Source organism: Vitreoscilla filiformis (assembly GCF_002222655.1).
GTDB classification, from domain to species: Bacteria; Pseudomonadota; Gammaproteobacteria; order Burkholderiales; family Burkholderiaceae_C; genus Ideonella; species Ideonella filiformis.
The window spans coordinates 1152356-1171453 of the sequence record NZ_CP022423.1 but is presented as its reverse complement, the minus strand read 5'-3'; the positions used below and the strand labels follow the sequence as shown (position 1 = coordinate 1171453).

The window sequence follows — 19098 nt, the reverse complement described above, 5'->3', positions numbered from 1 at the left end:
CCGGTCAAACCTGCTGCCGATGTATGGATACGCCAGTTCGTCGAGTGGGATGGATGCGACCTCAGTTGGCGAGGGCGACCTTCATCTGCTCCAGGCGGGCCTTGACCGAGGTGTCCAGCACCTCGTCGCCCACCACCACGCGAATGCCGCCGATGAGGGATTCATCGACCACCACGGTGGCGTTGAGCTTGCGACCGAAGCGCTTCTCCAGGGTCGCGACGACCTCGGCGAGCTGGGCGGCGTCCAGCGCAAAGGCGCTGTAAACGATCGCATCAGACACGCCCGTGCTGGCGTTGACCAGGGCGCGGAACTGGGCGGCGACCTCGGGCAGTGCCACCAGGCGGCCGTTCTCGATCACGACGGACAGCAGGTTGGCGACCTTGGGCGACAACGTGACCTTGGCCACGGATGCCACCAGATCGAACACCTGGGCCGCCGTCACCTTGGGGCTGTCAGCGAATTGGCGCAGCTGGGCATTGCCAGCGACTTGACCGACAGCTTCAAGCTGTCCGGCCAAAGCCTTGGCGTCGTCGGCGCCGACGGCCTTGAACAAGGCTTCGGCGTAGGGGCGGGCGATGGTTGCAAGCTCAGCCATGATTACAGCTCGGTCTTCAGACGGTTCAGAAGATCGGCGTGTACGCCGGCATTGACTTCGCGCTTCAGGATCGCTTCAGCGCCCTTGACAGCCAGCACAGCCACTTGCTCACGCAGGGCTTCGCGGGCCTTGACGGATTCTTGTTGGGCTTCAGCCTTGGCAGCAGCCAGCACCTTGGCGCCTTCAGAGGCGGCACGGGCCTTGGCTTCTTCCACCAGTTGCAGGGCCAGGCGCTCGGCATCAGCCAGACGCTTGGTCGCATCATCCTTGGCGGAGGCCAGGGCAACTTGGACTTTCTTGTCGGCTTCAGCCAGATCGGCCTTGGCCTTGTCGGCGGCAGACAAACCTTCGGCGATCTTCTTCGCACGCTCATCCAGAGCGGCGGTGATCGGCGGCCAGACGAACTTCATCGTGAACCAGACCAGGATCAGGAACACGATCATCTGGACGATGAGGGTACCGGTGATGCTCACTTTATTGTTGCCTCAATCTCGGTGACGGAACTTTCGGCACGGGATGCAGCGCTCACAGCGCCACACCCCGGCCTCTCAACACGACCTGCGCCGAATTACTTGGCGATGGCGGCGAGTTGGCCCAGGAACGGGTTGGCCGTAGCGAACCACAGGGCGATACCGGTACCGATAATGAAGGCCGCGTCGATCAGGCCGGCCAGCAGGAACATCTTGGTTTGCAGCTCGCCCATCAGTTCAGGCTGGCGAGCGGCCGACTCCAGGTACTTGCTGCCCATGATGCCGATGCCGATACAAGCACCGACAGCACCCAGACCGATGATCAGGCCGGCGGCGAGGGCAACAAAGCTGATGACTTCCATGGTGACTCCTAAGTCGAGAGGTTGTGTAGAGAGAAAGGGAAAGGAACGAAATATCCTGGATCAGCGCACTGCGAATCAGTGCGAGTCGTGGGCTTGGCCGATGTACACCAGCGTCAGCATCATGAACACGAAGGCTTGCAGCGTGATGATCAGGATGTGGAAGATCGCCCAGGCGGAGCCTGCAATGATGTGACCGATGGCCAGGCCAATGCCGGTACCCAGACCGACCGAGCCCCAAGCACCACCCATCAGGGCGATCAGCAGAAAGATCAGTTCGCCGGCATACATGTTGCCGAACAACCGCATACCGTGCGACACGGTCTTGGCGACGAACTCAATCATCTGCATCAGGAAGTTGAAAGGGTACAGCAGCGGGTGATCGCCGAACGGAGCGGCAAACAGTTCATGCACCCAGCCGCCGAAGCCCTTGATCTTGACGTTGTAGACCAAGCAAACGATCAGCACCGACAGCGACAGGCCCATGGTGACCGACAGATCAGCCGTCGGCACGGAGCGCAGGTACGCGTGATGCGGATCACCGCCAGTGGCACCAACGATCTTTTCCCAGATGAAGGGCAGCAGATCAACCGGCAGCAAGTCCATGGCGTTCAGCAGGAAGATCCAGACGAACACCGTCAGCGCCAGCGGCGAGACCAGTTTGCGGCTTTGTGCGTTATGCACGATGCCCTTGGCTTGGGACTCCACCATTTCCACCAGGAGTTCCACAGCAGCTTGGAAGCGGCCCGGAACACCTGACGTCGCGGCGCGAGCGGCGCGCCACAACACGAAAGAACCAATGACACCCAGCAAAATCGAAAAGAACATCGAGTCCCAGGCAACGACCGTCAAGTCGAAGGGGCCATTCAGTTCCTTGTTGCGCAGGTGCGTCAGGTGGTGAACGATGTACTCGCCCGCGGTGGGCCCGTGTTCTGCGGCGTGACCTTCAGCTGCCATGATTGTGTCGTCGTCCGTTCAACTCTTTTTGCGACCGCGCCACGAGAGCGCAACCCAGTACACCTTGATGCACACCACCAGAGTCCCCAGCAAAGCTGGCCAACTCAGGTCGGGCACCACTTTGGGCGCCAGCATCAGCATGGCGACCGAAACTGCTATCTTGCCGAACTCCCACAACATGACGCTGACAGCCGAGACTGCCGGCGTCAAACTGGAGAGCCGACTGGTCATGCCACGCGCCATCAAGGCACCCGGCACCACCACCGTGGCTGCACCATACAGCGCAGACCACGCCATCTTTGCAGAGCCAGACATCAGCGCCACCAGGGCAGCCAACACCAACCCGACTGCGGCTTGCACCGCAATCACCCGCCAAGGAGAAACCGACGGGTTGCTTGCCATCAAGACCTGCGCTTCTTCTCGCGTCAGGGGCTTGATAGGCTGATTTGCGACCTCATCTTCTTCATCAGCCCATGCACCGGAGCCTTTGGCGGGGCCGTTTGGCCGGTCATGGGTCATGGAAATCACAGGTGAGGTTTGGCAAAACCCGCAAATTATACGGGCTACCACGTAGAAACCCGGGCATGCCCCCGCACAGGATTCGTCCCTACTTGCACATTGCCGGTGCGTATGCTTGCGGGTTTCCCCGAATCAGGGCGTTTGCAGACCTCACCACCCCAACAACTCACCATTGCACGCACCACGCGCAGCAGAATCGCACCCACGAAAGAGTCGGAATCGCTTTCCGCATCGTGAAATCGCTCATTCCGCGACAAAGCAGGTGGGCAATCCCGGTACACGCACGCGCATCTGCAACACACGTCCCGCCCACGGCTGGGCCATCAACTCCTGAGCAGGACGGTTCTCACGCGCCGTGGTGATAAACAGCGTCCGCAAGTCACTCCCGCCGAAACACGGCATCGTCGGGCAGCGCACGGGCAGCGGCACTTCCTGGAGAACTTCACCCGCCGGGGAAAACCTCACCAGGCGCTGCCCCTCAAACATTGCACTCCAGTAACAGCCCTCGCTGTCCACAGCAGCACCGTCGGGGCGCCCCCCATACGTCTGCAATGGCTGCCCCGGCTGCTTGACGGGCAACGTGACCCACGCTCGGCGCTGCGCAATCGAACCATCAAAGGGGCTGACATCCAACACGTCGATGCGGTGGGCCTTGGTGTCGCTCCAGTACATGCGGCGTCCATCGGGGCTCCATGCCAAACCGTTGCTGGTGGTGACGTCCGACGCCATGCGCTGAAGCGACCCACGGTGCCAACAGTACAAGCCCGCCGCAGGTCGGTCGCGGGGTTCGTAAATCGTGCCAACCCAAAAACGACCCCAGGCGTCGGCTTTGCCATCATTGAAGCGCTCGCAAGCAGGGTCGTAAGGCGGCGACGCCAGACGCTCACGCCGCCCCTGGCGCGGATCAAAACGCCACAGCCCATCCCGCATGGCCAGCAACACCCCACCACTGAGCAAGGGCGCACAAGCGGCAGGCTCGGTGTCAAAGTGCCACTGATCGTGCGCGCCAGAGGCGGGGGCGTAGCGGTTCAGGCAGCGCCCTGGGATGTCGCACCAATACAGCACCTCTTCGTCAGGATGCCAAAAGGGCGACTCCCCCAGCTCGGATGCTGCCACCGGCAACGGTTCCACGATCCACTCATCGGCCTGCACGCGCTTTTTCTCCTCGCTACCACCTTGGTCAGCATTCATTTACGCTCCACCACGATGGGTGTCCAGGCCGATTCTTCCTTGATTTTGTGCAGCACGTCGCCAGCGTCTACCCGCGAACGATACGGCCCGGCTTGGAGTCGGTACAAAGCCCCGTCCGAAACAATCGTCAGCGCCGGCGCGATCCAATCTAAGCGTGCGGCAATCTCTCCTCGCAGGGCCTGTGCGCCTTCAGAACGAGAAAACGCGCCAAACTGCAACCAAAACCCCCCGGCTGCCACAGCCGCTGCGGGCGATGGAACGCCACCGGACGGGCGCACGCTGGCCGCTGCCGCAGCGGGTGTGCCGCCACCGCTGCTGGGCAACGGCGTGGCGGTGATGACCGTCACCCCCGACCCCACCCGCACGGGCGTGGCCACCGCTGAAGGCGTGGCTTCTGCCCCCCCGCCCGTCGCCCCTGCCGCCGAACCTGGCCGACCCACAGGATTGATCACCGCCACCGGTGTGGTGCTGTTGTGATAACCCCCGCTGATGGGCTCCTCGATTCCACCCTCGTTTTGGAGCGCCAAGATGTCGGTGCGTGTCAGACGCTGCACTTCCACAGTCCCCACCCGCTGAGCCACCCCCAGCTTGGCCGCAGCCGCCCAGGACAGATCGATCACCCGATCGCCGGAGAATGGCCCCCGGTCGTTCACGCGCACGATCACTTCGCGCCCATTGGCTGGATTGCGCACGCGAGCGTAGCTCGGCAACGGCATCGTGGGATGAGCCGCAGACATGGCAAACATGTTGTAGTACTCCCCGGTCGAAGTGCGGCGCCCGTGGTACTTTCGACCGTACCATGAGGCCAAACCTCGCTCTGACATGGGAATATCGGCTGTGATGGGCGTGTAGACCCGGCCTGCCACTTGGTAAGGCCGATTGGCCCCGCCAGGGAGAATGGCCTCAATGCGCGGCTCCGCATCGGGTATGGCCATGGGATCTGGCAACACACCGACGGGTGGCCCATCGACTTGCGCAGCAGCGTAGTCGCTGCGCATGTCTAACGTGGAGTCTGAGGTGCTGGCGGAGCCGGATAAACCGGCAATGAACACCATTCCCCAGCCCACACAACCCAAAGCGTGGCGCGCCCGGCTGGGATCGAACCAGCGACCCCTGGCTTCGGAGGCCAGTACTCTATCCACTGAGCTACGGGCGCCGTCCATTTGAGTTGAACGAAAGATTCTAGCAGGATACGAAGCCATATTCGGAGCCCCCCGGAAAACTTGGCGTCACAGCATATCCGTTTACGGCACTCAAAGTCAGCTGACCATCAAGATCGCGACGCTATACTCCCCGGGTTACGCGGGACGTAAAACACCCACTTGGCCCGCCAGTCAAGAATTCCACCCCGCTCGTGGGGTGTCTCTATCGTACCGATCGAATCGAGGAATAGATGCACAAGCAACAACAAACGGGCGGCGTGGTTCTGCCCATCATCATCGTGGTCGTCGCCGTGGTGCTGTTTGCCATGTTCGTCCCGACGGGTGGGCGCGCACCCTCTCCAGATCAGCAGCAAGAAGTCGCCGAACGCATTCAACCCATCGGCTTGGTTGAAGTCAAGGCCGCTGCAAGCAACGGCCCGGCTCGCACGGGCGAGGAAAAAGTCTACAAGGCCCAGTGTGCCGCTTGCCACGCTGCCGGGGCGTTGGGCGCTCCCAAATTCGGCGATGCTGGCGCTTGGGGCCCTCGCGTCAAGACTGGCTTCGAGGCACTGCTGAACTCGGCGCTCAAGGGAAAGAACAGCATGCCGGCGCAAAGCGGCGGTGCTGCTTCGGATTATGAAATCGCCCGCGCTGTGGTGTACATGGCCAACCAAGGCGGTGCCAAGTTCGACGAGCCCAAGGCACCGGCTGCCGCTGCCAGCGCTGCACAGTAACACCGGGAAAGCCCCCCGATGGATCACAAGCCACCTTCGGGTGGCTTTTTTCATGCCGGAATCGGATGAAGTTGGTACCCAAAGCGCGCCCGCAGCGCGGCAAAAGTCAAGGTTCCAGGGGCAGGCCACTGGCCCTGCTCTAACGCATCGGCGGCGATGAGCATGTCCAGCGAATGCACCAAGCCGAGGCCTCGAGGACTCAGCAGGAACAGTCGCCCCGCTTCATCGAGCCACGCCTCCGAAATCGCCACGTCCTCCCCCAGCGGCGCCAGCGCTTGCACAGTACCGTCGGCGCGGGCCTGCAAACGCCACACCCAGGGGGCCGCCTCCAGTTCGACATACACGCGCTGAGGCCCGTTCTGGAAAAACCAGGCGCCTTGTGCATCGGCTTCGTAGTTGCGCCAAATGAAGGCGATCAGCTTGTCGTGCTGAATGCGGCTGCCTTTGGCCTGAGGAAATGCCCCGGCCACCTGCACTGCCGCATCGCGCATGTACCAATCCCCGCGTGCATCCAAGCCCAGCCAGCCACGGCACGCTGGAACATTCGGCCACTTGCGCAGCGCGGCTTTGACTTGATCGTCCACGGTCAGCGCCTGCGTTCAGCGGAACACCACCGTTTTGTGCCCGTTGATCAGCACCCGGCGTTCGACATGCCAGCGCACCGCCCGCGCCAACACCACGCACTCCACATCTCGCCCCACCGATGTCAGGTCTTCGGCGGACAGCGAGTGATCCACCCGCGCCACGTCCTGCTCAATGATCGGGCCTTCGTCCAGATCGGGGGTGACGTAGTGGGCCGTGGCACCAATCAGTTTCACGCCCCGGGCATGGGCTTGGTAGTAAGGCTTGGCACCCTTGAAACTCGGCAAGAAACTGTGGTGGATGTTGATCGCTCGCCCACGCAGGCGCTCGCAAAACTCGGGGCTGAGAATCTGCATGTAGCGCGCCAGCACCACCAGATCGACGTTTTCCGCTTCGATCAACGCTTCGATTTGCTGCTCTTGGGCACGCTTGGTTGCAGCGTCCGAGCCGCCGACCAGCGGCAAGTGGTGGAACGGAATGCCATAACTTTGCGCCAGTGATTCGAAGGTGGTGTGGTTCGACACAATCGCCGGAATATCCACCGGCAACTGCCCGCTTTTCCAGCGAAACAGCAAATCATTCAGGCAGTGCCCGTGCTGGCTGACCATCAGCAACACCCGCGCTTTTTGCGCCACGGCGCGGAAGCGGGCATCCATACCGAACTGCTCACGGGCGTGGCTGAACAGCAGCTCCAGCGTGGTGACATCGGCCAACTGGGGGGGCGCTTCAAAATGCACGCGCATGAAGAACAGGCCGGTGGCGCCCTCACCGAGCACGTCGCCGAACTGCTGGGAATCGATGATGTTGCAACCCGCTTGGTACAACAAGCCGGACACGCTGTGAACAATCCCTTTCGTGTCACGGCACGACAGGGTCAGGATGAATTCTTGGGAGCGAGAGGACATGGTCAGGGATTGTAAGGAGCCGATCCGAAAGGAAAGAACACCGGGATGGCCGCCAACGCCACCAGGTTGAACACCAGTGCAATGGGCAAGCCCGTGCGTACAAAGTCTCCCATGGTGTAGCGCCCTGGCCCCTGAATCATGAGGTTGGTCTGATAACCATAGGGCGTGATGAAACTGCAACTGGCCCCATAGAGCACGCCCATCACAAATGGCATGGGAGAAAGCCCCAGTTGCTCCGCCACCCCCAAGGCCACGGGAAACGCCAGTGCAGCAGCAGCGTTGTTGCTCATCAACTCCGTCAGGATCCATGTGACGATCAGGAGCACGGCCAGCGCAGCATAGGGCCCAAAGCGCTCCGCGCCACTCAACAAACCACTGGCCATGAGCTTGGCGACGCCCGTGTTGATCATCACCTCTGAAATAACCAGAGAAGACGCGATGATCATGATCAACTCCCAGGGCACGTTGCGCCGCAAATCAGCCACGCGAGCCAAGCCTGTGAGCAAGAACGCCGCCAACAGCAGCAGCATGCCCTTCAGAAAGTCCACCACCCCAAACGAGGACAGCACAATCACGGCTAGAAAGCCCAGCATGGAGTACAACCCTTTGCGCGGGTTGACGAACTTTTGCACCTCACGCTGGCTAACGATGACGAAATTACGGCCAAGGTTGTTGCGCTTTTCAAAGTCTTGACCAACCACCAGCACCAGCGCATCACCAACTTCGAGCCGAATACCGCCTATCGATCCCCCCAGGCGCTCTGCGCCTCGACGCACAGCGATAACGGCAGCATCAAAGTGCGAGCGGAAGTCCACCTCGCGGATGGTGCGCCGCGCCAGTGAGGAGCCCGCAGCAATCACCACCTCGACCAGGTTATCCATGGGCAATTCGTCGTGATGATCGTGGATTTTGAGGCCAGGGAACCGGGCCAACAAATCCACCCGCGTCACATCACCCGAAAACACCAGGATGTCCCCTGCATTCACGAACCGATCCGGCTCCACAGGGGCAATGACGTAGTCGCCCCGAACCACCTCGGTCAGGAACAAGTGCCCCAAGTTGCGCAAACCCACCTCCTCAATGGTCTTGCCGATGAGGGGGCAATCTGGCTGCACATGGGCTTCCAGAAAGTAGTCGCTCACGGCCTCTTCGGCGGGCGGCTGCGCCTTGAGCAAGTACGGGTAAAACAGCACCATCACCACACCGCAAGCCACCACGATGAGCATTCCGACCGGAAACAGGTCAAACAAGTGCAACTCGGGCATCTTGCGCCCGGCCAGCAAACTGTTGACCAGCAAGTTGGTGCTGGTGCCGACCAAGGTCAGGATGCCTCCCAGCGAAGCCGCAAAGCACATCGGCATAAGTAACCGCGAAGCGCTGTGCTCCCGGTTGCCCTTGAGGGGGCCCAGCAACGACGCCACCACCGCCGTGTTGTTCAAAAAGGCCGAGTAAAAACACGTGGCGGTGTACAGCTTGACCAAAGCCCAGCGATAAGGGCCGCGCACCAGCTTATCGGCCATCAGCTCCAGCATGCGGGACTTGTCCAGCACGATCGTAAGCAGCAACAGCACCACCACGGTGATCAGGCCGTTGTTGGTGAACTGCTTTAACGCATCCTTCATGCTGATGTAATCGAGCACAAGGTAGAGAAAAGCGATGCCGCTGAACAAGGCTCCAGGAGACTTCTTGTCGCGGATCAGCTCCACAATCAGCCAGGTCAAGCTGACGAGCACGATGATCTGGGGAAGGGTCATAGGATTGGCAATCGGCGTTGAAGGCGGTGAACAGGCATGAAAAAGGCCTCTCTGAGAGGCCCGCACACCAGAGGCCTCCCGAACATGGAGAGGCCTCAGAGCATGGCAATCAGTCGATCATGCCCAGGTCACGCAGCTTGGCGATGACCTGATCGGCCACCTGCTCCGGCGATGCAACCGTGGTAGCCACCCGCAGCTCGGGGGCTTCCGGCGCCTCGTACGGGCTGGTGATGCCGGTGAAGTTGGCGATCTCGCCCCGGCGGGCCTTCTTGTACAGACCCTTGACGTCGCGGTCTTCGGCCACTTCCAACGGCGTATCGACGTGGATTTCCACGAACTCGCCATCGGCCATCAGGCTGCGCGCCATCGCCCGCTCCGAGCGGAACGGCGAAATGAAGGCCGTCAGCACGATCAAACCAGCGTCGGCCATCAAACGCGCCACTTCGGCGACGCGGCGGATGTTCTCCACACGATCCGCCTCGGTGAAGCCCAGATCCTTGTTCAGACCGTGGCGCACGTTGTCGCCGTCGAGCAAGTAGGTGTGGCGGCCCATGGCGTGGAGCTTCTTCTCCACCAAGTTGGCGATGGTGGACTTGCCCGCCCCCGACAAACCCGTGAACCACAACACACACGGCTTTTGGCCCTTGGCAGCAGCGCGGGCGTCCTTGTCCACATCGACGTGCTGCATGTGGATGTTGTGCGAGCGGCGCAGCGCAAAGTGCATCATCCCTGCGCCCACCGTGTTGTTGGTCAGGCGGTTGATGAGGATGAAGCCGCCGGTGTCGCGGTTGACGTTGTAGGCGTCGAACGCAATCGGGCGATCCAGCGCCAGGTTGACCACGCCGATCTCGTTCATGTCGAGTTGCTTGGCCGCCAGGTGCTCCATCGTGTTGACGTTCACCTTGTATTTCGGCTCGGTGATGGTCGCCGTCACGGTTTGGGTGCCGATCTTGAGCAGGTACGGCCGGCCCGGCAGCATGTGCTCGTCGGTCATCCAGACGATGGTGGCTTCGAACTGATCCGCCACTTCCGCCGGGCTTTCCGCGATGGAGATCACGTCGCCACGCGAGATGTCAATCTCGTCTTCCAGCGTGAGGGTCACGCTTTGGCCGGCCACGGCCATCGGCTGATCCCCATGCACGGTGACGATGCGCGCCACCTTGCTTTCTCGGCCCGAAGGCTGGGCGCGAATGCGATCCCCCGGCTTGATGACGCCGCTGGCGATCTGGCCGCAAAAACCCCGGAAATCCAGGTTCGGGCGATTCACCCACTGCACCGGCAGGCGGAACGGCTGGCTTTGCAGGCGGGTTTCGTCGATCTCGCAGGTTTCCAAGAAACCCATCAGCGTCGGGCCGTGATACCACGGGGTGTTGACGCTGGGCGAAATCATGTTGTCGCCCTTCAAACCCGACAGCGGGATGGAGGTGATGTCGTTCAGACCGATTTGCTTGGCGAACTCGCGATATTCGGCGTCGATCTTGTTGAACACGTCGTGCGAGTAGTTCACCAAGTCCATCTTGTTGATGGCCAGCACCACTTTGCGAATGCCAATCAGGCTCACCAAGTAGCTGTGGCGACGGGTTTGCGTCAGCACGCCCTTGCGCGAGTCGATCAGGATCACGGCGACATCGGCGGTGGACGCGCCGGTGATCATGTTGCGCGTGTACTGCTCGTGGCCCGGGGTGTCGGCGACGATGAACTTGCGGCGATCGGTCGAGAAAAAGCGGTAGGCCACATCGATGGTGATGCCTTGCTCGCGCTCGGCGGCCAGGCCATCGACCAACAAGGCGAAGTCGATGTCCCCGCCTTGGGTGCCCCATTTTTTGGAGTCGTTTTCAATCGCGGCGAGCTGGTCTTCGAAGAGCATCTTCGATTCGTACAGCAGCCGGCCAATGACGGTGGACTTGCCGTCATCCACCGAGCCGCAGGTGATGAAGCGCAGCAGGCTCTTCTTCTCGTGCTGCTTCAGGTACTGTTCGATGTCAGTGGAGATCAGGTCCGATACGTGGGCCATGATTTACCTCTTGAGTGTGGTTGATGTGAGAAGCGGGCAAAACAACGCTGGAAAGCGTCAGAAGTAACCTTCTTGCTTCTTCTTCTCCATCGAGGCGGCGCTGTCGTGGTCGATCATGCGGCCTTGGCGTTCGCTGGTCTTGGTCAGCAGCATCTCTTGGATGATGTCCTTGAGGGTGCCCGCCGTCGATTCGACCGCGCCCGACAGCGGGTAGCAGCCCAGGGTACGGAAACGCACACTCTTCATCATCGGCACTTCACCGGGGCGCAGCGGGAAGCGGTCGTCGTCCACCATGATCAAGGTGCCGTCCCGATCCACCACCGGACGCTCGGCTGCGAAGTACAGCGGCACGATGGGCACGTTTTCCAGGTAGATGTATTGCCAGATGTCCAGCTCAGTCCAGTTGGAAATCGGGAAGCAGCGGATGGACTCACCCTTGTGCTTGCGCCCGTTGTACAGGTGCCAGAGTTCCGGGCGCTGGTTCTTCGGGTCCCAGCGATGCTGTGCCGAACGGAACGAGAAGATGCGCTCCTTGGCGCGGCTTTTTTCCTCGTCGCGGCGGGCGCCGCCGAAGGCCACGTCGAAGTGGTACTTGTCCAGTGCTTGCTTCAGGCCCTGGGTCTTCCACATGTCGGTGTGGATTTGCGAGCCGTGGTCAAACGGGTTGATGCCCATCGAGACCGCTTCCGGGTTGTGATGCACCAGCAGATCCATGCCCAACTCGTTGGCCATGCGATCGCGCATTTCGTACATGGCGCGGAACTTCCACGTTGTATCCACATGCAGCAGCGGGAAGGGCGGCGGCGCCGGGTAAAACGCCTTTTTGGCCAGGTGCAGCATCACCGCTGAATCCTTGCCGATGGAGTACAGCATCACCGGGTTGTCGGCCTCGGCAACGACTTCGCGCATGATGTGGATGCTCTCGGCTTCCAGGCGCTGAAGGTGGGTCAGATTCATGGAACCTTCCTTGTTGAACAGAGAAGAACGCTGCGGCACCACCACCGGACTCGGGGCAGGCACCGCAGGAGAAGACAGGCTCGGGCCAGCAGCCTCCAGCACCGCCGCTGCGAAACGGGGTTCAGGTTGACAGCGGGCCCGGGGTGGCAGTGGGCTGTTCCACACCTGCACACGGGGCTGTTGTGCCAACCACTGCCGTGCGGCAGGCACCTGAGCCAAGGCAGGGCCGTGCAGCCACAGCGTCCAACTGCGGGCGTTGTCGGCCGACAGTCGGGTGAAAAAATCTTGGTAGACCGGCCAGGCGTGCAGCGGTTGCACCCCCAACCAATGCAGGGTGCCGCGTGGCGTGACCGCCACCAGCACGCCTCCGCCCGGCACGTCGGGATGGGGCAACGTGCCCCCCCACAACAAGCGTCGGCCCTGCTCGCGCGCGGGGGCCAAAGCGGGGTGCCATTGCTCGGTCAGCCATTGTTTCTGCGCGGGGGTGATGGCCGCCTCGGGCAAGGCTTGCACGGCCAGCCCCCAACGCTCCAGCAGGCGCGCCAGCGCCCGCGCGCCCAACGTGAGCCCACCTTGCTGCTGTGCCAAACGGGCCACGGCCTGTGCGGTCCAGGTGCCCGCCGGCAGGCCATAGTGCTCGGGCACATGGCAGAGCACCGCCTCGCGCAAAAAGTGCTCTTGCGTCGCTGACAATGTCCGCCCATCGCCACGTGGCCGGCCCCGCGTGCCGACATCAATCGCTTGCCAGCCGCCGCCCTCAAACGCCCGCACCGCACTCAGGATGGTGGGCACGCTCAGGCCCGTTTGCGCGCTGATTTGGCTCAGGCTGTGCCCATCCACCCGCAATTGCACCGCCCGGCGACGACGGGCATTGAGTGCTTGTATGGCAGGGGTGAGGGATGCGGTCAATTCAAGACAAAAAAACTTTGAGGGAGGTAAATTCTGCCATGAGGCCGGCACAATGCTTCGTCCTCGACTTTTCACCCCCCATGCCCATGCGTGCCTCTTCCCTGGCCACGGCCGATCTGCTCGAACAACTGGTGCCCCTGATCCGCGACGCAGGCCGCGTCATCATGGACATCTACGCCACCGATTTCGACGTGACGCAAAAAGGCGATGCCTCGCCCGTCACCCAGGCCGATCAAAAAGCCGAGGCGGTGATCTTGGCCGGTTTGGCGCAGGTGTTGCCCGCCGTGCCGGTGGTCGCCGAAGAAGCTGTGGCCGCCGGTCAAATCCCGGATGTGGCCGAGCGTTTCTTCTTGGTCGATCCGCTGGACGGCACCAAGGAGTTCATCAGCCGCAACGGCGAGTTCACGGTGAACATCGCGCTGATCGAAAACGGCGTGCCGGTGCTGGGTTTGGTATACGCCCCGGCGATTGGCCGCTTGTTCGGGGGGGTGCAGGGCCAAGGGGCTTGGCTGGAAGATGCCCAGGGCCGCCGCGCCATCACCACCCGCGCCGTGCCCGCCGAAGGCTTGACCGTGGTGGCCAGCCGCTCGCACGGTGACGAAACCGCGCTGGACGCTTTCCTCGCGGGCCGCAAAGTGGCCTCGCGCACCAACGCTGGCTCTTCGCTCAAGCTGTGTTTGGTCGCGGCAGGTGAGGCCGACGTGTATCCGCGCCTGGGCCGCACCATGGAATGGGACATCGCCGCCGGGGACGCCGTGCTGCGCGCAGCGGGTGGCACCGTCACCGTCGTGGCCGATGGCGCGGTGCTGCGCTATGGCAAGCCCGGGTTCGACAACCCCCACTTCGCCGCCAGCGGCCAGTGACCCTCGGATGAGCGCAGCGCCAACTCCGCCGCGCTGGGTGGTGCATGGCCAGGGCGTGGCCCAGGTGCCGACCCTGACCGCGCTGCTGTCCGAAGCCACCCTCGTCAGCCCTTGGGCCGCGTGGCGCCACGGGGCCGACGCGGTGTTGGCCTGGGGGCAAAAACCCAGCGCGCAACGCGCCCAGTCTTGGGCCACCCGACGCGGTTTGCCGGTGCTGCGCATCGAAGATGGCTTTCTGCGCTCGATCGGGCTGGGGCCGGACGATCCGCCCCTGTCCCTGGTGTGGGACGACGCCGGCATTTATTACGATGCGCGCCACCCCTCGCGCCTCGAACGCCTGATTGCTGCGGGCACGACGGCGGCTGAAGCCGCCCGGGCGGAAGCACTGCGCCAAGCGTGGCGGGCGGCGCGTGTCTCCAAATACAACCACGCCCGCGAAGCCGATGACCCCGAATGGGCCGGCGCGGTGCTGGTGGTGGATCAAACCTGGGGTGACGCCTCGATCACCTGCGGCCAAGCGGGGCCCGAGCATTTCGCCCGCATGTTGCGTGCGGCGCTGGCCGAACATCCCGACCGCCTCATCGTGCTCAAGGTGCATCCGGACGTGATCGCCGGGCGCAAGCGGGGGCACTTCGACGCAGTGCTGCCTCAGCTCTCCGCTGCGGATCGGGCGCGCATCCGCTGGTTGGGACGGGATGTGCATCCGCCGGCGTTGCTGGAGCGGGTGGCGGCGATGTACGTCGTCACCTCACAAATGGGGTTTGAAGCGCTGCTGTGGGGCGTGCCGGTGCGCTGTTTTGGCCTGCCGTTTTACGCCGGCTGGGGTTTGACTTCGGATGACCAACCCGCCCCCGCCCGCCGAAGCGCTGCCACCCTGGACAGCCTCGTGCATGCGGCCTTGATCGCTTATCCGCGTTACGTTCACCCAGAAACCGGGCAGCGCTGCGACATCGAACCCCTGCTCGACTGGTTCGCCCTGCAACGTCAACAGCGCACGCGTTTTGCGCCGGAGGTGATCGCGGCGGGGTTTTCGCTGTGGAAACGCCCGATCGTGCGGCGTTTTTTGGCGGGGAGCCGGGTCACGTTCCAATCGCGCCAAGCACCAGTGCCAGCGGGCAGCACCGTGGTGCTGTGGGGGCGCCAGCCGCTGCCACCGGGTGGGCCTGCGGCCACCGTGGTGCGCATGGAAGACGGTTTTCTGCGCTCGGTCGGGCTGGGGGCCGCTCTGGTGCAGCCGCAAAGCTGGGTGCAAGACCGGCGCGGCATCTACTATGACGGCGACCACCCCTCGGACATCGAACACCTGTTGCAGACCGCCGACTTCCCGCCCGCGCTGTGCGCCCGTGCAGCGGCGCTGCGTGAACGCATCCTGGCCCAGGGCGCGACGAAGTACAACCTCAGCGGCACGCCATGGCAGCGCCCCGCCGCCGCCCAAGGGCGCGACGTGGTGTTGGTGGTGGGGCAGGTCGAGTCTGACGCTTCGCTGCGCCATGGTTCACCGCGCATCCGCAGCAACCTGGCGTTGATCCAAGCCGCACGGCAGGCCCATCCACGGGCTTGGCTGATTTACAAGCCGCACCCGGACGTGGTTGCCAAACTGCGCTCTCCTGGGTCGGACGAGCATCAAGCCGCCCAGCATTGCGACGAGGTTTTGCCCCACGCCCGCATGGACACGCTGCTGAGGCAGGTGGACACGGTGCATGTCATGACCTCGCTGGCCGGCTTTGAAGCGCTGCTGCGCGGGCGGCGCGTGGTGTGCTGGGGCCGACCGTTTTACTCCGGCTGGGGATTGACCGACGATCGGCTCGACCACCCGCAGCGCCAACGCGCCCTGTCCTTGGACGCGCTGACGGCGGCCACGCTGATTCTTTATCCCACTTACCTCAGCCAACGCACGCGGCGCTTCACCACGCCCGAGCGCACTTTGGATGAACTGCGCGATCAGACCCCGCCTGCGCCGCTGGTGCGCGGGCTGCACGCCGCGCTCACCCACGTGCTGCGCCTGTGGGTGGCGCTCAAGCGACGCTGAACTTATTTCGCGGGCGCGGTGCCGTCACGGCAGGCGCTCAACAGATCGCGTCCGGCTTGGTAGCGGGGGGTGTCCACCGCCATCAAGCGCAACAGAGTGTGGAACAGATGGTCGTGGCTGGCCGGCGCGCTGGCGCGCTGGCGCAGGCAGGCGCCATCCACGCCCATGTCCGAACGCCCGTTGGATTCGTCGCGGCCAAACCACCACAGCATGGGCACATGCAGTTGCACATCGGGTGCGATAGCCTGCGGCATGCCGTGCAGGTACAACCCACCCTCGCCCAGCGACTCCCCGTGGTCGGACACGTACACCAACCCCACCTCACGCTGCGGGCGCTGACGCTTCAGCACCTCAATGGTTTGATTCACCACCCAGTCGGTGTAGAGCAAAGCGTTGTCGTAGGCGTTGACGATTTCGGCTTGGCTGCACTCGCGCAACTCGTTGCGTTGGCACTCGGGCGTAAAGCGCCGGAACGCCGCCGGATACCGTCGGTAATACGCTGGCCCGTGGTTGCCGAGCTGGTGCAGCACCACCACGGTGTCGCGCTGCTGCGGGTCGGGTTCGGCCAGCACGCGCTCCAGCCCTTTCACCAAAATTTCGTCGAAACAGCGTTCGCCATCGCACAGGGTGGGGTCTTTTTCGTGGCTCACATCGCGGGTGTCCGTGCCTTGGCAGACGCCTTTGCAGCCGCTCTGGTTGTCCAGCCACACCACGCGCAAGCCTGCACGCGCCATCAAGGTCAGCACCGACTCGCTGGCGCGGATGCGATCCTCGTCATAGTCTGCCCGCCCAAACGCCGAAAACATGCACGGCACCGACACTTCGGTGGACGTGCCACACGCCATCGTCTGCGGGAAGTACACCGCATCGGTTTGGCGCCGCAGTTCGGGCGTGGTGTCGCGGCTGTAGCCGCCCAGGCCGAAGTTGGCAGCACGCGCCGTTTCCCCCAGCACCACCACGAACACCGCTGGCTTGCGCCCCGGCGCCTGTGCCAAGCGTTCCACGGGCTGCGGGGGTTCGGGCTTGCGAGCGGCGGCACGCATGTCCGTCACCACCACGCTGGTGGTCGAATAAAAGACGTTCACCGGGGTGAGGGTGTAGCGCAACGCCTTGTGGTTGCGCATCAGCGAACCAAAATCTTGAAAGATCAGCAGCAGTGCCGCCACCGCCACCACCAGCGTGCCCAGCATGGTCAGGCCACGCACCAGCGCTGCCCGCCGCCAGGGTCGCACACGCAGCGGCACCACCCACAGCAGCGCCGACGCCACCAGGGCCCCCACGATGCTCAACAACAACCCCGGGTTGAACAACTCGGTGGCTTCACGCACATCGGTGCGCATGGCGTTGCGCAGCATGGACGGGTCGAGCACCACGCCATAACGCGCCATCATGTGCCCCCCCACGGCGGTGGACACCAGCGCCAACGCCAGCACGGGCCGCACCGTATGGCGATGCGCCAGCAACAGCAGCAGCAGCCCTTGCACGGCGGTGATCATCACCCCCGCGCCCAGCACAAAGCGCCAGGTGTTGGCCTCGGCGAACGAGCGGCCCGCCAGGGCACCCTGCCAGAACGCCCCGTTGCCCAACAGCGTGATCAGGGCGGCCACCCCCAGCACCAACATTTCCTGAGACAGCGGGCGCCAAGGCCAGCGAGCGTGCCAACGTTGCAAGATCGTCATGGGTCGTCAAATCGTCTTCAAATCGGTCGGAGAGGGCATCGGGGCGATGGTGGGGGTGGCCTGTGCGCACAAAGCCGGGGCAAACACCAGCATCGCCAGCCACCAATCCAGCGCTGCCGACCACAGGTTGTGACTGGCGAAGTGCGCCCCTTGGAGCATGCGAACCCCGCTGAACAAGCCCCCCACCAGCAAGGCGGCCCACAGCCCCCAGCGTTCTAAGCGAGGATGGCCGGTCAGCCGCCCCGCAAACGCCAGGGCGATGAGCGAGAAACCACCGGCAGCGTGCCCTCCGGGGAAACAGCGTCCGGCTTCGGCCCGGCTGACAAACCAGTCCAGGTGATACACCGCGCTGCCCCCGAATTCCACCAGACTCCAGGGGCACGCGGCGGTATTGATGTCTTTGAGCCCTGCGACCACGGCTGGGCCCAGCGCCATGGCCAGCACAGTGCGCCACAACACCCCCCGATGCGGGCGCCACGCCGGCCACCAACGCGCCGCCACCGCCGCCACCAACAGCAACCCCCACAGCGCCAGCACCGCCGACTTGGCCAAGCGATGCCCCAGTAGCTCCAGCCAGCGCACATCTTGGCCGACAAATTGGCCGGTGGCACTGTCAAACCACAGCCGGCTCAAAGCGAAGTCAGCGCCGCTCCAATGCAGGGTGGCGCCTAACAAGGCAAACATCCCCGGCAGGACGACGGCATGCCATCCGACATAACGCCGGAGCGCACCCGGTTGGCGCAAAGCAGCAAAACAACGAATCACGGCACCTGCTCATGTGGGCAAAACGCACGATCCTAGAGAGGCCTCCGTCGAAAAACCGTGATGCACAGCCAACGTCACCACAAACCGCAGACCATGGGGCACGACGGCCTCGGCATGCAAGCGCCAGCCTTGCATTTCTGCCATCTGCCGGGCGATGGCCAGCCCCAGGCCGCGTGCGTCCCCCGGCTCGGCGGGAGTGGGGCTGTCGGCCAAGCGCCCGCGCCAATAACGCTCAAACAGCAGCGCCAGCTCGGGCGCCGACACTCCGGGGCCATCGTCCTCGAACACCACCCCGTCCGGCGTGTTCCACACCCGGCATTGGGCGGGGGCGGCGTGTTCGGCGGCGTTGCGCATCAGGTTGCGCAAAATGGTCAGCAAGGCGTGACGATCCGCCATGACATGCACGGCCACGTCGATGTCGTTGCACAAACTCAGGGCGTGGCGGCTGGGCAAGTCCCCCAGGCTGTCCCAGGCATCTTGGACGCAGCGGGCCAGGTTCACCCACTGTGGCGGATGCACCGGCGCTGCATGCAGGGTACGCACCGAATCCAGCGCCCCGGCCACCGCATCCACCGCCGTCAGTGCCCGTTGCAGACGCAGGCGCCGCGCTGTTTCATCCCCCGTTGCCAAGGCCAACATCTCCAGATCGGTGCGTAACGCGGTCAAGGGGGTGC

General features: G+C 63.4%; 18 protein-coding genes, 1 tRNA gene and 1 pseudogene. 3 read left to right on the top strand and 17 right to left on the bottom strand.

From position 1 onward, the window contains the following. Positions 1–61: 61 nt before the first annotated feature. The 8 genes from VITFI_RS05515 to VITFI_RS05480 form a co-directional block, all read right to left on the bottom strand. Positions 62–595: a F0F1 ATP synthase subunit delta gene (locus VITFI_RS05515; protein ID WP_089416113.1), complete on the bottom strand. Its 534-nt coding sequence runs from the start codon at positions 593–595 to the stop codon at positions 62–64. Between the two features lie 2 nt (positions 596–597). Continuing rightward, positions 598–1068 carry a F0F1 ATP synthase subunit B gene (locus tag VITFI_RS05510; protein WP_089416112.1) on the bottom strand — a complete coding sequence of 157 codons (471 nt, stop codon included), beginning with the start codon at positions 1066–1068 and terminating at the stop codon, positions 598–600. 95 nt (positions 1069–1163) lie between these two features. Continuing rightward, on the bottom strand, positions 1164–1427 hold the full coding sequence (gene atpE, locus VITFI_RS05505) for a F0F1 ATP synthase subunit C (protein WP_022979952.1): 264 nt from the start codon (positions 1425–1427) through the stop codon (positions 1164–1166). Positions 1428–1502: 75 nt separating this feature from the next. Continuing rightward, entirely contained in the window at positions 1503–2381 is an 879-nt protein-coding gene (atpB, locus tag VITFI_RS05500) for a F0F1 ATP synthase subunit A (protein WP_089416111.1), read from the bottom strand. A gap of 18 nt (positions 2382–2399) precedes the next feature. Further along, on the bottom strand, positions 2400–2783 hold the full coding sequence (locus tag VITFI_RS05495; RefSeq protein ID WP_198301636.1) for an ATP synthase subunit I: 384 nt from the start codon (positions 2781–2783) through the stop codon (positions 2400–2402). Between the two features lie 360 nt (positions 2784–3143). Next, complete coding sequence (locus VITFI_RS05490) at positions 3144–4091, bottom strand: SMP-30/gluconolactonase/LRE family protein (RefSeq protein ID WP_089416109.1); 948 nt, start codon at positions 4089–4091, stop codon at positions 3144–3146. Beyond that, positions 4088–5146 (bottom strand): septal ring lytic transglycosylase RlpA family protein, encoded by a 1059-nt coding sequence (locus tag VITFI_RS05485; RefSeq protein WP_089416108.1) that lies wholly within the window; start codon positions 5144–5146, stop codon positions 4088–4090. The genes VITFI_RS05490 and VITFI_RS05485 overlap by 4 nt, the downstream gene beginning before the upstream one ends. A gap of 25 nt (positions 5147–5171) precedes the next feature. Further along, positions 5172–5247: transfer RNA gene (locus VITFI_RS05480), tRNA-Arg, on the bottom strand. Positions 5248–5484: 237 nt separating this feature from the next. Here VITFI_RS05480 and VITFI_RS05475 point away from each other — a divergent pair. Beyond that, the gene (locus VITFI_RS05475; RefSeq protein WP_089416107.1) at positions 5485–5967 is read left to right on the top strand and encodes a c-type cytochrome; all 483 of its coding nucleotides are present in this window, start codon (positions 5485–5487) and stop codon (positions 5965–5967) included. Between the two features lie 50 nt (positions 5968–6017). Here VITFI_RS05475 and VITFI_RS05470 read toward each other — a convergent pair whose 3' ends face one another. From VITFI_RS05470 to VITFI_RS18650, 6 genes and pseudogenes are all read right to left on the bottom strand, one after another. Further along, positions 6018–6551, bottom strand: coding sequence for a DUF2946 family protein (locus VITFI_RS05470; protein ID WP_089416106.1), 534 nt, complete (start codon positions 6549–6551; stop codon positions 6018–6020). Between the two features lie 15 nt (positions 6552–6566). Beyond that, positions 6567–7454: a formyltetrahydrofolate deformylase gene (purU, locus tag VITFI_RS05465; protein ID WP_089416105.1), complete on the bottom strand. Its 888-nt coding sequence runs from the start codon at positions 7452–7454 to the stop codon at positions 6567–6569. A gap of 2 nt (positions 7455–7456) precedes the next feature. Beyond that, the gene (locus VITFI_RS05460; RefSeq protein ID WP_089416104.1) at positions 7457–9208 is read right to left on the bottom strand and encodes an SLC13 family permease; all 1752 of its coding nucleotides are present in this window, start codon (positions 9206–9208) and stop codon (positions 7457–7459) included. A 109-nt stretch (positions 9209–9317) separates the two neighbouring features. Beyond that, the gene (gene cysN, locus VITFI_RS05455; protein ID WP_089416103.1) at positions 9318–11222 is read right to left on the bottom strand and encodes a sulfate adenylyltransferase subunit CysN; all 1905 of its coding nucleotides are present in this window, start codon (positions 11220–11222) and stop codon (positions 9318–9320) included. A gap of 57 nt (positions 11223–11279) precedes the next feature. Further along, the gene (gene cysD / locus VITFI_RS18395; protein ID WP_232476699.1) at positions 11280–12179 is read right to left on the bottom strand and encodes a sulfate adenylyltransferase subunit CysD; all 900 of its coding nucleotides are present in this window, start codon (positions 12177–12179) and stop codon (positions 11280–11282) included. A 690-nt stretch (positions 12180–12869) separates the two neighbouring features. Next, positions 12870–13139: pseudogene (locus VITFI_RS18650) on the bottom strand (helix-turn-helix domain-containing protein); the annotation flags it as partial. 35 nt (positions 13140–13174) lie between these two features. On the opposite strand from VITFI_RS18650, the gene cysQ reads away from it, so the two are divergent. Both cysQ and VITFI_RS05440 read left to right on the top strand, forming a co-directional pair. Then, positions 13175–13951, top strand: coding sequence for a 3'(2'),5'-bisphosphate nucleotidase CysQ (cysQ, locus tag VITFI_RS05445; protein ID WP_089417982.1), 777 nt, complete (start codon positions 13175–13177; stop codon positions 13949–13951). A 7-nt stretch (positions 13952–13958) separates the two neighbouring features. Beyond that, entirely contained in the window at positions 13959–15980 is a 2022-nt protein-coding gene (locus VITFI_RS05440; RefSeq protein ID WP_198301634.1) for a capsular polysaccharide biosynthesis protein, read from the top strand. Positions 15981–15982: 2 nt separating this feature from the next. On the opposite strand, the gene VITFI_RS05435 is transcribed toward VITFI_RS05440, so the two are convergent. Genes VITFI_RS05435 through VITFI_RS05425 form a run of 3 tightly spaced genes read right to left on the bottom strand, consistent with a single transcriptional unit; the run spans position 15983 to position 19090 of the window. Continuing rightward, the gene (locus tag VITFI_RS05435; protein ID WP_089416100.1) at positions 15983–17659 is read right to left on the bottom strand and encodes a phosphoethanolamine transferase; all 1677 of its coding nucleotides are present in this window, start codon (positions 17657–17659) and stop codon (positions 15983–15985) included. A gap of 6 nt (positions 17660–17665) precedes the next feature. Next, entirely contained in the window at positions 17666–18424 is a 759-nt protein-coding gene (locus VITFI_RS05430) for a phosphatase PAP2 family protein (protein WP_089416099.1), read from the bottom strand. Positions 18425–18433: 9 nt separating this feature from the next. Continuing rightward, a complete protein-coding gene (locus tag VITFI_RS05425) occupies positions 18434–19090 on the bottom strand; it encodes a sensor histidine kinase (protein WP_089416098.1) in 657 nt (218 codons plus the stop codon). Between the last annotated feature and the right edge of the window lie 8 nt (positions 19091–19098).